Source organism: Pseudoduganella buxea (genome assembly GCF_009720835.1).
Lineage (GTDB): Bacteria > Pseudomonadota > Gammaproteobacteria > Burkholderiales > Burkholderiaceae_D > Rugamonas > Rugamonas buxea.
Genome location: NZ_WNKZ01000001.1, coordinates 1 through 14,259, shown reverse-complemented (window position 1 = coordinate 14,259; position 14,259 = coordinate 1). Strand labels below are relative to the sequence as shown.

At 64.6% G+C, this 14,259-nt stretch carries 14 protein-coding genes; 9 read left to right on the top strand and 5 right to left on the bottom strand.

Features of this window, described 5'->3' with window-relative positions; genetic code table 11:
• Positions 1 to 244 precede the first annotated feature (244 nt).
• The 5 genes from GM672_RS00070 to GM672_RS00050 all read right to left on the bottom strand — a co-directional run bounded on the left by GM672_RS00070 (position 245) and on the right by GM672_RS00050 (position 5,050).
• Positions 245 to 1,444, bottom strand: coding sequence for an NAD(P)/FAD-dependent oxidoreductase (locus GM672_RS00070; RefSeq protein WP_155468488.1), 1,200 nt, complete (start codon positions 1,442 to 1,444; stop codon positions 245 to 247).
• A gap of 31 nt (positions 1,445 to 1,475) precedes the next feature.
• Entirely contained in the window at positions 1,476 to 3,047 is a 1,572-nt protein-coding gene (locus tag GM672_RS00065) for a class I adenylate-forming enzyme family protein (protein ID WP_170299873.1), read from the bottom strand.
• A gap of 42 nt (positions 3,048 to 3,089) precedes the next feature.
• Positions 3,090 to 3,482 carry a DUF3224 domain-containing protein gene (locus tag GM672_RS00060; RefSeq protein ID WP_155468486.1) on the bottom strand — a complete coding sequence of 131 codons (393 nt, stop codon included), beginning with the start codon at positions 3,480 to 3,482 and terminating at the stop codon, positions 3,090 to 3,092.
• Positions 3,479 to 4,414 carry a DUF6039 family protein gene (locus tag GM672_RS00055; protein WP_155468485.1) on the bottom strand — a complete coding sequence of 312 codons (936 nt, stop codon included), beginning with the start codon at positions 4,412 to 4,414 and terminating at the stop codon, positions 3,479 to 3,481. Before GM672_RS00055 ends, GM672_RS00060 begins: the two co-directional genes overlap by 4 nt.
• Positions 4,415 to 4,513: 99 nt before the next feature.
• On the bottom strand, positions 4,514 to 5,050 hold the full coding sequence (locus GM672_RS00050; protein ID WP_229417481.1) for a DUF1697 domain-containing protein: 537 nt from the start codon (positions 5,048 to 5,050) through the stop codon (positions 4,514 to 4,516).
• Between the two features lie 472 nt (positions 5,051 to 5,522).
• Between GM672_RS00050 and GM672_RS00045 the strand changes: the two genes are divergently transcribed.
• The 9 genes from GM672_RS00045 to fabD (GM672_RS00005) form a co-directional block, all read left to right on the top strand.
• Complete coding sequence (locus GM672_RS00045) at positions 5,523 to 5,897, top strand: DUF3224 domain-containing protein (RefSeq protein ID WP_170299872.1); 375 nt, start codon at positions 5,523 to 5,525, stop codon at positions 5,895 to 5,897.
• The gene (locus GM672_RS00040) at positions 5,897 to 6,649 is read left to right on the top strand and encodes a 4'-phosphopantetheinyl transferase family protein (protein ID WP_155468483.1); all 753 of its coding nucleotides are present in this window, start codon (positions 5,897 to 5,899) and stop codon (positions 6,647 to 6,649) included. Before GM672_RS00045 ends, GM672_RS00040 begins: the two co-directional genes overlap by 1 nt.
• A 56-nt stretch (positions 6,650 to 6,705) precedes the next feature.
• The gene (locus tag GM672_RS00035; protein ID WP_155468482.1) at positions 6,706 to 7,407 is read left to right on the top strand and encodes an ABC transporter ATP-binding protein; all 702 of its coding nucleotides are present in this window, start codon (positions 6,706 to 6,708) and stop codon (positions 7,405 to 7,407) included.
• Entirely contained in the window at positions 7,404 to 8,576 is a 1,173-nt protein-coding gene (locus GM672_RS00030) for an ABC transporter permease (RefSeq protein WP_155468481.1), read from the top strand. Before GM672_RS00035 ends, GM672_RS00030 begins: the two co-directional genes overlap by 4 nt.
• Position 8,577: 1 nt before the next feature.
• Positions 8,578 to 9,717 carry an ABC transporter permease gene (locus GM672_RS00025; RefSeq protein WP_155468480.1) on the top strand — a complete coding sequence of 380 codons (1,140 nt, stop codon included), beginning with the start codon at positions 8,578 to 8,580 and terminating at the stop codon, positions 9,715 to 9,717.
• Between the two features lie 827 nt (positions 9,718 to 10,544).
• Entirely contained in the window at positions 10,545 to 11,663 is a 1,119-nt protein-coding gene (locus tag GM672_RS00020) for a hydroxymethylglutaryl-CoA synthase family protein (protein WP_211517320.1), read from the top strand.
• A gap of 14 nt (positions 11,664 to 11,677) precedes the next feature.
• Positions 11,678 to 12,457: an enoyl-CoA hydratase-related protein gene (locus tag GM672_RS00015; RefSeq protein ID WP_170299871.1), complete on the top strand. Its 780-nt coding sequence runs from the start codon at positions 11,678 to 11,680 to the stop codon at positions 12,455 to 12,457.
• Positions 12,454 to 13,323 (top strand): ACP S-malonyltransferase, encoded by an 870-nt coding sequence (fabD, locus tag GM672_RS00010; RefSeq protein WP_155468478.1) that lies wholly within the window; start codon positions 12,454 to 12,456, stop codon positions 13,321 to 13,323. The genes GM672_RS00015 and fabD (GM672_RS00010) overlap by 4 nt, the downstream gene beginning before the upstream one ends.
• Before the next feature lie 13 nt (positions 13,324 to 13,336).
• A partial coding sequence (gene fabD, locus GM672_RS00005; RefSeq protein ID WP_155468477.1) for an ACP S-malonyltransferase occupies positions 13,337 to 14,259 on the top strand: 923 nt, incomplete at its 3' end.

Here is a 14,259-nt window from a genome sequence, read left to right as displayed (position 1 = left end):
TGTCGGATACAGTGCGTGAACGGCGGCGTTTCGATTCCGACAAGTGGTGCCGCCATGACCCATGGCGGCCGCCCGATCCCTCCAACTGATGCCAACTGCCGCAATTTCAAGGCATCGTCGGCGCATTTCGGCAAGACAGGGCATGACCCGCGAATACTGTACATAATACCAGTATTCGGGTCGGTCGGGTGGCACGGCACGGGGGCTGCCGCGGCCATGGCGCCGTGGCGCCACGGCCTGGGGCTCAGGCGGCGCGGGCCAGTTCGCGTTGCAGCAGGGCCTGCAGGTCGGTCCCGGCGCGGATGCCGGCCACGACATCGAAGTAAAGATGGGTCGCCTGCGGTGTGCGCGCCACCTGTCGCAGCAGGTTCAGCCGTCCCGCTTTCGTGGACGACGTGGCCACGGCCAGCGTGGCCAGGTAGCCGGGCATCATCAGGCTGTCGCGGTCGGCGCCGAATCCGGCAAGCGCCGCGTCCAGTGCCTGGTCCGAATCGATGTGCCGGCCGATCTTGGCGACCAGCAGTTCGGCCTGGATCAGGGCATCGGTGATGCCGCGCGCGCTGATGGAATCCTTGTGATGGCCCGCGTCGCCGATCAGTGCCCAGCCCGGTCCGCTGGCGCGGCGGAAGAAGTTGCGCTGCTCGCCCGTACCCCACAATTTCCCTGCCTGCCGGCAAGAGCGCATGCGGGCGGCCAGCGCGGGCGCGCAGGTTTGCACCGCCAGCAGGTGGGCGTCCATCGCCCCGGCGCGGATGCGGGCAAATTCCTCCTGCCGGAAATAGGTCGCGACAAGGACGGCGTCATTGGTCGGCACGGCACCGACCCACAGGTCGTCGCCTTCGTAGAGCTCGTAGTCGGGCGCCATGCCTTCCCAGAAGCTGTAGTAGGCACACGTCAGCGTGGGATGTTCGACGGTGATTTCCGCGCCGGCCAGGCGGGCGACGGTGGAACGCATCCCATCGGCACCGACCACGAGCCTGGCCCGCTCCTCGCGCGTGGCGCCGTCGCGATCGCGCAGCACCACGCCCTTGCACCGCCCGTCCTGTTCGATCAGTTGCAGGACGGTGCAATTCTGCCGTACTTCGGCGCCTGCTTCGCGCGCGGCCTCCAGCAGGATCGGATCGAGCACGAAACGGCGCGGCGCGTAGGCCTCGCGCTGGACGTAGTCCGGGCTGATGCCGCCGCATACGACGATGTCTTCGGCCTGGAAGCGGGTTCGCGCGATCGCGGGCGCTCCCGAGGCAATGACACGATCGAGCACACCCCAGCGCGCCAGCCGCGCGCAGCCCGGCTGGTGAATGTAGTTCGTCGACAGGGTGTCGGACGGAAAGGCGGCCCGGTCGACCAGCAATACCTTCAGTCCGGCGCGCGCGGCCAGCAGCGCGGCCGACGACCCGGCCACGCGCGCGCCCACCACGATCAGGTCATAAGTCTCGGATGTCATGGCTCGGTGAGGTTGATTGTTCGAAAGAGTGTCAGCGAATCCCCGAATGCAGGCGCAACTGCCGTTTCAGGACCTTGCCATTCTGCGTACGGGGTAGTGCCGACACGGCGATAAACGCGTCGGGATAATGCTGCGGCGGCAGTGCCTCGCGCAGGCTGTCGCGCAGGGCCGGCAAGCCGTTGGGATCGCGCAGCACGACGAAGGCGACGATGCGGCCGGCACCGTCGCGGCCCGGCACGGCCACGATGGCTGCGTCGCGCACGCCGGGCTGGCGGCGGAACGACGATTCCATGTGGATGGACGAAATCAGGTGGCCGTCCCGCGTCAGCGCGTCGACGCGGCGGTCGAAGAACTCCACGGAGCCGTCCTCGTTCATTCGCGCCAGGTCGCCGGTACGGTACCAGCCGTCCTCCAGCAGCTGGGCATTGACGGCAGGCGCGGCCAGGAAGAGGCGCTTCGGCGCCGGGGTACGCAGCCACAGTTCGCCGATCTGGCCGCGCGGCAGTTCGGCATTGTCCGCACCGACGATGCATGCTTCCGTGGCCGGACTTGGCTTGCCCACGCAAAACGGCCGGGCCGGGTCGAAGGTGTGGGTCAGCAGTGCCGGGCTGGCTTCCGACTGGGCGCAGGCAATCTGCAAGGTCGCACCCGGCATCATCGCCAGCAGCGCCTCGGCCACCGGTGGGCTCAACAGGGATGAGGCCGATGCCACCAGGCGGACCGACGACAGGTCATAGCGCTCATGCAGGCGGCTCTCGATAACGTCGCCGGCAATGTGGGGCGTCAGCATGAACGCGCTGATCTTTTCGCTTTCGATCAGCTCGCCCATGCGTTCGATGTCCAATGGCGAGCACAGCACCATTTGCACGGCCGAAGTCGCCGCAATCGTCAGGATCGTCGCGCTGGTGGAACTGCCCAGGGTCATCGGCACCAGCATGCGCGAGGCGCGTGCCAGTTCCTGCATCGTGTCGAGCGTGCGGCCGTAGGTCAGGTTGGCGTGTGACACGAGGTAGCCTTTGGCCGACCCCGTCGTGCCCGACGTGTAGCGGATTTCGGCGATCGCGTCCGCCGCGATGGCGGGTGCGACAAAGTTCCCCGTTGCGCGAGCCGCCAAGTCGGCCACGGTCGACACGCGGCCGGCGAAACCGGCCGGTGCGGCCACGAACGCCGAATGGACGATCCAGCTGCACTCGCACTCGGCCAGGCGGCGCAGGATTTCCGCATCCGCCATGTGCGCATTCATGTGCAGCACGGTGGCGCCACAGCGCAGCACCGCCATGTAGGCGATGGCGTAGTCGAGCCAGTCGAGGCCGTCATACAGCAGCGCGACGCGCGTGCCGGTGCCGCAACCGGCGGCGGCAAGTCCGGCGGCGGCCGCACTCGATTTCGCCAGCCAGTCCGCATAGCTCAGTCCAGGTTCGGTCAGCACGGCCAGCGGTGTGTGGTCCGGCATCGCGGCAGCGCGCGCGTCAAGCAGCCGCGGTACGGTCAAGCCGGCTGGCGCGGCTGCCGGGGCCGGGCCGGCGGGTGCTTCCACTGCCGCCACGGCGATGGCCGCCTGGCGGGCTGACACGTCCGGCGCGGCGGCAGGACCGGCGCGCATGCTGCGGTAAAGCCGGCGAATCGGATCGAGCGGGCCCATGACTTAAGCGGCGAATTCGCAGGTGAGGATGAAGTTGTGGTCCGGCGTGATCACGCCGTGGCCCGAGATGCCGGCCAGGTCGCCGGTGCCGGAACCGGGCAGTACCTTCCAGTCGGCCTTGCGCTCCTGGCCCGCGGCCTGGGCGTTGTGCGTCATGATGAACGTGCCTTTGCGCTCGCCGATCTGGGCCGAGATGCGTTCCACGCCGACGTACGACATGACGCCCTTGTCGCCGTCCAGGCGCAGCATCACCGCTTCCAGCACGGCAGTGCCGACCAGTTCGCCCTTGAAGTCCTTCGTCGCCAGGGTGCGCGTCAGCTTGCCGCCTTCCCAGTCGCCGTTTTCCTGCTCATCCCATGCCGTGATCGTGAACGCGCTGTTGATTACCGTACTCATGCCTGCTCCTGCTGTGAAAGTGATGGGGTTGGGGTTTTTGGTGCGACCGGCAGCAGCACGGTGTCGTGCACGGAGCCCGTTTCGAACAGGCCGCCCCAGGCAAGGTCCTGGCCGGCCAGGTTGACGCGCGGCTTTTGCATCAGGGCGTGCAGCCCGGTATCGGTCAATTCCAGCTGGCGCAGGGCGGCGTAGCTGTCCAGGTTGCGCAGATGGATCAGCAGGTGCAGCTGGTCCTGCCGGCCCCACATTTCCTCGAACTGCGCGCTGGTGACGGCGCCCGGCAGGCGCTGGTTGACATGGCTTTGCCACTCGTTCAGGAAGTACCGGGCCAGGTCGCGCGATTCGTAGCGTGCCTGGAAGCTGCGCAGCACGATCGCGCCGGCGTTGGCCGAATCCAGGAAGGGCACGTTGGCGTCCGAAATCTGGTGTCGGGCCGGCGGCAGGAAATGACCGGGCGGAATTTCGTCGAGCGCTTCGCGGGCCAGGCCATGCTGCGGCACCATGACCTTTTCGCGGAAGCTGCCCTGCAGGAAGATGCGCTCCCAGTTGCCGCCGCCCCGTTGCGGCAGGCGGTCACCCTGGTAGATGTCCTGGAACGCCTTGTCGTGGTCGACCAGGTGGAGCAGGCGCCCATAGTCGCTGGGGTGCTTCATGTGCAGCAGCCAGTGCATGCGGCCCTGGTTGCCGAGGATCTCTTCGTACACCAACACGGTCGCATCCGGATTGAGCTTGGCGTTCATGTAGCCCTGCAGGTCCAGCGAGAAGCTGCGCGCTTCGGCCATGTAATCGTAGTTCACCTGCGCGACGCGATGGATCAGCATCCCCGCGTTCAGCGAGTGCAGTACGTTGGCAGGGTCGGCCAGTTGGGCCAGCGCGGGTGGGGCAAACGACCAGTTGGCGCCTTGCAGTTCGGCTTGCAGTGCTTTATTCATGCGATATCCTTAAATCACGGGAAAAATCCGGGCGATAGAGGGGCGTCGCCAGCGGGGCAGCGGCAAATCGGGAAACTCGGGTGGTTGGGTGGAACGCGGCTAGCCGCTGGCAAGTTCGTACAGCTTTTGCGTGGTGTTCCAGTTGCGGGTCGTGGCACGAGCGTTCAACAACCGTTCAAAGAAGCTGTTATTGAGCTTGGTTCGGCCATAACCGTTCGGGCAATGCACGTAAGCGACATCGCGGCCCAGCATATATTCATCCGGGGCGAAATCATTATCCTTGCCTGCGGGTTTCGATCGCGCAGCGGCCGCGCGTTTCACGAAAGTGAAATGCAGTTTCGAGGTGTCGTAATCCTGCCATCCGGCCGGCAAGCTGGAAATGACGGCGCCCAGTTCCTGGGCATTCAACGCCAGCACATCCACGTCGTCATAACCGAATTGACTGCAGATACCCTGTTCCAGCCTGGATTCCACTTCGTGCGCCGATAAATCCGAATCGAGGATGATATTCCCACTCTGGAGATAACTCTCGGCGTTGGAAAAACCAATTTGCGTGCAGAAGGCGACCAGCTCCTTCATCGTCAGCTTGCGCTGCCCGCTGACATTGACTCCGCGCAGCATGCATGCATAGCGCATTATCGCTCCTCCCGCATCATCGATCCTTCTCGCATTATTACATCCGCATTACCCGGATGCCGGGTATTCAGTAAGGCGCTGCTACACAAAAGAAACGTGACGATAGTACTTTTTCGAATATCGAAAAGTCAAGGATTTTTGGGCCTCCCCCAAAATGGAGAGGCGACAGCGTTGGCGGCGGCCCGTTTTCGCAAATGGCGGTGCCTCCACCAAATAAAGCACTTACCTCACATACTCGAGCGCATTCACGCCCGCACAACCGCACATAATGAGGACAAATCGGCAGCCGTGGCAAGCTGTATTCAAAAAAACAACAAATAGAAATGACAGGTAGCCAACTTGATAGTTGCTGATAGAATAATTCGGATTGTTGCTCCCTGTCATTTTGACGCGGCATGCGTTTGATGCGTTAAATCAATAAAGATTTCTCGAAAGGTTTTTTATGGCTGAGTTGCTCGAAGCTGTGCGAACGATGAAGAGTTGGGACGAAACAACGGTGCAGGAGGACGGCAGCGGCCGCAAGATGACCACCGCGGTGGTGACCTACGACTATGCCGCCCCCCTGGCCGGCAGCTCGACGGTGGAGTACGCGATGTTCTACCTGACCCCTTCCAAGGCCGCGTTCGTCGGCTATGAACACATCGACGCGTCGTATGGCGGCCAGAGCGGCACGGTGGTCCTGCGTCACGAAGGCCTGTTCGACAATGGCAGTGCCGAGATCGCCGTGCAGGTCGTTGCCGACAGCCCTACCGGGACCTTCGCCGGCGCCTCCGGCAACGGCACGATCGCGGCCGACGCCACCGATCCGATGAAATCCACCCTGACGCTGGAGTGGCGGAGGGCCTGATGCCCGAAGTGCCCAGGGTATTCTGGTGGAGCGTCGGCCTGGCCGCGCTGGAGCCGGCGACATTCACGGCACTGGCCCAGGTTTGCAGCAATGCGGAATTTGAGCGGGCGGAGCGCTTCGTTTTTGCCCGGGACCGGCGCGCCTATCTGGCCGCACACGGCCTGCTGCGCCATGCACTGAGTGCGTACGACCCGGGGCACGGGCCGGCTGACTGGTTCTTTGTCAGCGGGGCGCACGGCCGGCCTGAACTGGATCACCGGCTCGGCTCGGCCCTGCGCTTCAATATTTCTCACTGTGCCACGCGCGTCAATTGCGTCGTCAGTACCGGCCTGGACTGCGGCATCGACGTCGAGGCGGTGGGCGGGCGGGCGCAGACAGCGTTGTTGCAGCAGGAGTGTCTCGCAGTGACAGAGCAGCATTGGGTGCGGTCCGCCCCATCGGCGCAGCAGGCGCATCGGTTGATGCGCTTGTGGACCCTGAAGGAGGCCGTCGCCAAGGCGGTCGGCTTGGGCCTGTATCTGCCCTTCGCCCAGCTGGCCTTCGAGGCCGGGCCCGTGCCGCGCCTGGTTTCCCGCCCGGCCGGCGTGGGACCTGCCTGGTGGCTGGTGCAGCACGCGACGGCAGAGCACGTCGAGGCAATGGCGCTCGGCTTGCCCGCCGACCGCGCCGTCAATGTATCGCGCCGTGAATGGCCGCACCCGCCCCGGGTCAGCCACGGCGACAGCAGCTTGCATGCGCAGGACCAGTTCTGATCCAACCGGCCCGCTGTCGCGGACCTTTTCGAACCGTTTATACAGCCGAGGTGTGCATGAACAGCAGGACCGATGCGGGCGTGCTCAATGCCCTGACCATCAAGTTGGAAGGCGTCTCCAAGGAATACACGAGCGAACTGCGCACTGTCAGCGTCCTGCGCGAGCTGTCGCTTGAGGTGGGCGCCGGCGACTTCGTCGCGCTGATGGGCCCGTCCGGTTCCGGCAAGACGACCTTGCTGAATATTATCGCCGGCCTCGACCGCGCGAGCCGGGGCAAGATCTTTATCAATGGTATCGACATCGCGGGCATGCGCGACGCCGCACTGACGTCCTGGCGCGCGCGCAATGTGGGCTTCGTGTTCCAGTCCAACAACCTGGTCCCCGTGTTGACGGCCTACCAGAATGTGGAACTGCCGCTGATCCTGAACAAGGTCGGCAAGAAGGAGCGCGGCGCGCTGGTCCAGGCCGCGTTGGGCCAGGTCGGCCTGCGCGAGCGGATGGGACATTACCCACGCGAGCTGTCCGGCGGCGAGGAGCAGCGGGTCGCCATCGCCCGGGCCATCGTGCACAACCCTGCGCTGATCGTCGCCGACGAACCCACCGGTAGTCTCGACCGGGAAAACGCGGACGAAGTACTACGCCTGTTCGACCGGCTCAACAAGGAATCGGGCAAGACCATCCTGCTGGTCACGCACGATCCGGCGGCAGCCCGCCATGCAAGCCATACACGCTATATCGACAAAGGGGTATTTGCATGAGCATCGCCCTGCTCGTGTTCCAGAACCTGCGGCACAAGGCGCGGCGCGTGTTCTGGACGGTACTGGCCGTCGCGCTCGTCATCATCTGCCTGCTGGTACTGCGTACCGTGTCGGCAGCGTGGGCTGCCTCGATGGAAGAACGGCGCGACGACCGGGTCGCCGTGTGGAACAAGACCACCTATGCGCTGACGCTGCCGAAGAGCTATGTCGACGAGCTCAAGCGCATGGATGGCATCAAGGCCACCACCTATTCGGTGTTTTTCGAATCCCATGACGTCAACCTGGCCGAAAATCTGCAGGGCTATCCCAAGCTGGCGGTGGACGATGCATATTTCGACGTCTACCCCGAGGCCAAGGTCGACCCGGAGCAGTTGCGCCAGTGGAAGGCAGATCGCCAGGGTGCGCTGATCTCGGAAAAACTGTCGAAAACGCTCAACTACAAGGTGGGCGACCTGTTGACATTGGAGGGCCGCAACTTCCCCGGCACGTGGAAGGTCCGCATCAGCGGCATCTACCGCTCCGACGTCAAGACCTTCGCTGACAATGTTTTCCTGCTGCACTGGGACTATCTGAACAACGGTCTGCCGGCGGGCGATCCCCGCAAGGACCAGATCAGCTGGATGATGAGCCTGGTCGACTACGACCGCAGCAAGGAAATCGCCAAGGCCATCGACGCCCACTTCGCTCCGTACAGCGTGGAAACGCAGTCGATGACGGAGAAAAGCATGGTCGGCATGTTCATGGCCAACTTCGCCAGCGCGCTCGACGCGATCAACTTCATTTCCCTCGTCCTGCTGGCAATCGCGGCATTAATCCTGGGTAACGCCGTGATCGTGACGGTCCGCGAGCGCACGTTCCAGCTTGGTGTGCTGCGCGCGCTGGGCTTCGGCAACGGCGCCATCGTCCAGATGGCACTGTGGGAAGCGGCCATCGTCGGCGCGCTGGGCGGGCTGCTCGGCGTCATGGTGGCCTATGCACTGATCGATTTCGGCGTCGCCGGCGATGTCGAAGCGAGCATGGGCACCCTGTTCCCATCGTTCAATATCCCGCCGTCCGCCGCACTGGCCGGCATCGCGCTGCCAGCCCTGATCGCCATGGCGGCTGCTACCGTGCCCACGCTCCAGGCACTGCGCGGCAATATTGTCCATACCTTGAGAGGAGTCGACTGACATGGTGCCACTGGTCTATAACCTGAAAAGCCTGCTGGCCCGCCGCACGACGACCATCTCTGCCTTCCTCGGCATTGCCGTCTTCATCTTCGTCATCACACTGGTGCAGATGCTGCACGCCGGCGTCAACCAGGTGGTGGCCCACACAGGCCGGGCCGACACGGTAATCTTCCGCAGCCTGGGGGCCAGCAGCGAGATGACGAGCATGATGACGGAAGACATGCTGCCCGTCTTGAAAGGCCTGCCGGGCATCGTTCCCGCCAGCGTCGTCGAGGAATTCGTCATCATCAAGCTGTTCGACAAGCTGGGCGCGCCCGGCGGCGGCAGCCTGCAATTGCGCGCCATGCCGCCGAACGGGCCCGCGTTGCGGCCTGAGTTCCGCCTGGTCGAGGGGCGGATGCCCGTGGCCGGAACGCAGGAAGTGCTGGCGGGCATCCGTGCCTCGAGCCGGTTCGCCAACCTGAACGTGGGTGATCGATTCCGTATCGGCAAGACCGGCGATATGCATGTGGTCGGGATCTTCGAAGCGGAAGGCACGGCGTTCGAATCGGAAGTGTGGGGTGACCTGACGGTGTTGCGTGAACTGTTCAGCCGGCCAGGCATCTTCTCGACGGTGCGGGCCCGGCTGAGCGCGACGGACAACGAGGCCTACGCCACGCTGCGGCGCGCCCTGGCGGCCAGCAAACTGCCGCTGGGCGTGTATCGGGAGAGTGAATTCAACGATTCGCAGGCCACCAAGCCGAAACAGATGATCGCGGCGCTGGGGGGCGTGATCGGCGGCTTCGTGTCGCTGGCGGCGATTATCGGCACGGCGATCATGATTTCATCGACCATCGAACGACGGGGGCCCGAGATCGCCATGCTGAAAAAGCTGGGGTTTACCCGGTGGGCAATATTCGTTTCATTTTTATTCGAATCGCTGATTGTCGCCCTTGCCGGCACGCTGGCAGGCATCGCGGCATGCATGCTGATGGGTGAGGTGAAACTTTCGATTCTCAATATTAATACGTGGTCGCAAGTCGTCGTCGGCTTCCACCCGACCGCGCAGATCGTCATGCTGTCCGTCGTATTGGGTGTATTGACGGGCATCGCTGGCGGTGTCGTGCCGGCCATGCGCGCGGCGCGCCGCACGCACAGCTAGCGCTGGCGCCAATCCCGGGCCTGGTTCCGTCGCCGTCCGCAGGCGAACGGAGCGGGCGGGTATTGGGGTAAAAAATTATGTGGGTTATCCCCGCACGGACGCGAATCATTATTCGCGGCCGCTATTAGCGCTGGACCCTGATAATATTATCAGGGCCGGCTCTCCATTCAAATCCCCGCCTTCGTTTTACCACCTCGTGGCTAGCATCATTTCCTCCGCATATCCACCTTTCCATCGTATTTTTATCGCTTGTTGTATTTATGTATATCGATATGATAATTTTCGATAGAGATTGACGCCGTATTTCATGCTTGATAATATTTTCTTGCCATCTGGAATTGGTCTGGGTGGTGTAATCAGTGAAAACAACAGGAGTTCAAATGAAAAAGCTCGCATCCGTAGTCCTGGTCGCACTGCTGGCAACGGCAGGTATCGCAGTTGCAGCAACCAACGTGGTCGGCGCTACCGCCGCCTGCGCACAGGACGTGCTGTAAAAGAATAAGAGCGCCGCGGACCAGATCGGTCCGCGGTGTTTCTCTAAAGCTGTAGATGTGGACATACACTGCGCCGGCCTGGCGTAGCGGGTATTCGTAATACATTTTGATCGTGGTGTTTCTGGATTGTCGTCGTTTTTTCGACGAGATATCGGTTCAACTGCTTTGAGCGGCGTCCCCGAACAGGGTCGATGCCGGCAATATCAGAATTATGGAGAGTCTATGGCTTTAGGGATAGAGGCGATTCGTCCTTATGTGGGACGAATGTCCCTTGGGGCGGCGGAGTTATTCGCGGCGCGTCAATTGGAAGCTTCCCGGATGGGCAATTTGCTGATGGATCGTAAATCCGTCAATGCCCCGATCGAAGATCCGGTCACTAATGCCGTGAATGCGGCCAAGCCGCTGATCGACGCATTATCCCAGGCCGAGCGTGACATGATCGAGCTGGTGATCGTCGGCACGGAATCCGGGCTGGATTTCGGCAAGCCGATCAGCACCTATATCGCGCATTATCTGGGTCTGTCGCGCCGCTGCCGCTCCTTCGAAGTCAAGCATGCCTGCTACGGCGGCACGGCGGCCCTGCAGATGGCGCTGTCGTTTGTCCAGGCCAGCCCGCGTCCCGTCAAGGCTCTCGTGATCGCGGCCGATGCCTCCAGCGTGGCCGCCCGCAATACCTACTGGGAACCGTCCCAGGGCGCCGGGGCCGTGGCGATGATCGTCGGCCAGGACGCCCGCCTTCTGGCCGTGGATTTCGGCGCGAACGGCTACCACAGCTTCGAAGTGATGGACACGCTGCGTCCGCGCGCCGACCTCGAGGCCGGCGACAGCGACCTGTCGATCCTTTCGTACATGGCCTGCCTGGAAGCGAGCTACGACCATTACTGCCAGGTGGTGGAAGGCGTCGACGTGAACCGCTCGTTCGACCATCTGGTGCTGCACACGCCGTTCGCCGGCATGGTGAAATCGGCCCACCGGCGCCTGTTGCGCAAGACGGCCGGCATGACCCCCGGTGATATCGACGCCGATTTCGGCCGCCGCGTCGAACCGTCGATCCGCCTGTGCCAGTCGATCGGCAATATCTATTCCGCCGCCCTGTATCTTGCCCTGTGTTCGCTGCTGGAATATGGCGATATCGCTGGCGCGCAGCGGGTCGGCCTGTTCTCGTACGGTTCCGGCTGCGCGTCCGAGTTCTACAGCGGCGTCATTACCGCCGACGGCGCGCGGCAATTCCGTGCGCTGGAAACGACCCGGCACGTCGCCGAGCGCTGGCCGCTCAGCATGGACGAGTACGAAGCGATCAGCAACCTGAGCTTGCAGCGCATGGCGGGCGTACAGGACCTGCGGCCGGACCTGGGCGCTTATGCGCACATCCTGCGCGCGCGCTACGAGGGCAGCGGCCTGCTGGTCCTCGCCGGCATCAGCAACTTCCACCGCGAATACCGCTGGGTATGACGCCGGATATGACCATGGGGCTGTCCATCGAACGGGGCCAGGGCTGGCACCGCGCCACGCTCAACGCGGGCGACAACCAGAACAAGCTGACGCCCGAGATCGTGGAAGGCCTGTGGGCGGCGCTGCTGGCCTGCGAAGCCGACTGCGCCGCGCGCGCCTTCCTCATCGAAGGCTCCGGCGGCTACTTCAGCAACGGCATGGACCTGGTCGCGGCCGCCGAAGGTGGCGGTGCCGGCGACGGCACCGGCGGCCCTGGCGGGCGCCGTTTCATGGATTTGCTGCAGCGCCTGACGACCAGTTCCGTTGTCGTCATCAGCATCGTCGACGGCAAGGCCAGCGGTGGCGGCGTCGGCCTGGCCGCGGCCAGCGATTTTGTGTTCGCCACGCCCCGTAGCCAGTTCAGCCTGCCGGAAATCCTGTGGGGCCTGCTGCCCTGCGTGGTGGCACCATTCCTGATCCGCCGCGTCGGGGTGCAGGTATGCCAGCGGCTGACGCTGTCGTCGCTGCCGATCGACGCCGTCGCGGCGCATGCGGCCGGCCTGGTCGATTCCACCGACGAGCGCGCGCTGGCCCAGCTGCTGCAGCGCCTGCGCATGGTGGCGCCGGAAGCGATCGGCAAGGCCAAGCGTTACCTGAACGGCCTGTGGATCATCAACGAGCCGATGCGCAACTACGCCTTGCAGGAGCTCGACAGCCTGCTGGCGGCGCCGGAAGTGCGCCAGCGCCTTACCGACTTCGCCCAACATCAGCGCTATCCCTGGGAAGCCCAGGGCGGCGCGGGAGGAAAAGCATGAGCAACTGCTGGCTCTTTCCCGGCCAGGGGACGCAACGGCGCGGCATGGGTGCGCAGGTTTTCGACCTGTATCCCGGCCTGGTGACCAAGGCCGATGCGATCCTGGGCTATTCGCTGCGCGAGCTGTGCCTGCGCGACCCGGATGGCCGGCTCGGCCGCACCGAGTATTGCCAACCGGCCTTGTATGTCGTCAATGCCCTGATGTTCCTGGAGCGCCGCCGCCGCGAGCCATGGCCACGTTACCTGGCAGGCCACAGCCTGGGCGAATACAGCGCGCTGTATGCCGCCGGCGCCTTCGACTTCGAAACGGGCCTGCGCATCGTGCACCGCCGGGCCCAGTGCATGGCCACGGCCGGCACGGGCGCCATGCTGGCCGTGATCGGCCTGGAAGTCGCGCAGCTGACGGCACTGGTCGACGAACTGGGCCTGGGCGCGCTGGAAGTGGCCAACTACAACCTGCCGACGCAGACCGTGATGTCCGGCCCGGAGCGCGAGATCACCCTGCTCGACGATGCGATCCAGGCACGCGAACTGGCGCGTACCGTGCACCTGCATGTGGGGGGCGCCTTCCACTCCAGCTATGCGGCGCAGGCGGCGCAGCGCTTCAACCGGGAACTGGACCAGTTCGAGCTGCACGATCCGGTCCATCCCGTCGTGTCCAGCGTCACGGCACGGCTCTACGAGCCCGGCACGGTACGCACGATCCTCGAAGCGCAGATCCTGAAGCCGGTGCAATGGGTGGCGACGATGGCCTGGCTGCGTGCACAGGGCGTGCACGACGGCGCGCAGATCGGCCCCGGCCGCGTGCTCGACGGCTTGTGGGAACGCTACGAACCGGCTGCCATGGCGCAGGTATCTTCCAACTGAATCGAGGCTGCACATGGCGCACAAGGACGTTACTGCCTGGCTGTTTCCAGGCCAGGGGGCCCAATCCAAGGGCATGGGGGGCAAGGAGCTGTTTGCCGAGTTCGCCGACATGGTGGCGCAGGCCGATGCCATCCTGGGGTACTCGATCGCCCAGCTGTGCCTGGACGATCCGGATCGCCAGCTGGGGCGTACGCAGTTCACGCAGCCTGCGCTGTATGTGGTGAATGCGCTGGAAGCGTGCCGGGCCCTGCGCGCGGGCGCCGTGCCGGACTGGCTGGCCGGCCACAGCCTGGGTGAGTACAACGCCCTGCAGGTAGCGGGCTGCTTCGACTTCGCCACCGGCCTGCGCCTGGTCGTCGCGCGCAGCCGGCTGATGAGCCAGGCACAGGGCGGCGGCATGGCCGCCGTCATCGGCCTGGCGCCGGACGCGGTGCGCGAACTGCTGCGGCAAGCGGGCTGCGCCGACGACCTGGACATCGCCAACATCAACTCCCCGGCGCAGACCGTCGTCGCCGGCGCGCTCGACGCGCTCGACCGGCTGGGCGCCCATGCCCGGGCAACGAAGGCGGCGCGCGTCGTGCCGCTGGCGGTCAGCGCCGCCTTCCATTCGCGCTACATGCACGATGCCGCACGCCAGTACGCGGCCGTACTGGACGCCGTCACGCTGGCACCACCGCGCATCCCGGTGGTGGCCAACGTCACCGGCGAGCCGTTCCCGGCGGACCCGAAACCGGTGCTGCTGCGCCAGCTGAGCAGCGGCGTGCGCTGGTGGGATACGCTGATGACGCTGCGCCGGCTGGGCGTGACGGACGCGCGCCAGGTCGGGCCGGGCAACGCCATGCTGAACTTGTGGAAGGAGGCGGCTGCCGTACCGGCACCGGCCGCGGCGCCCGTCACGCCCCCGGTGGCCCCGGCCGCCGCTGCACCGGCACCGGC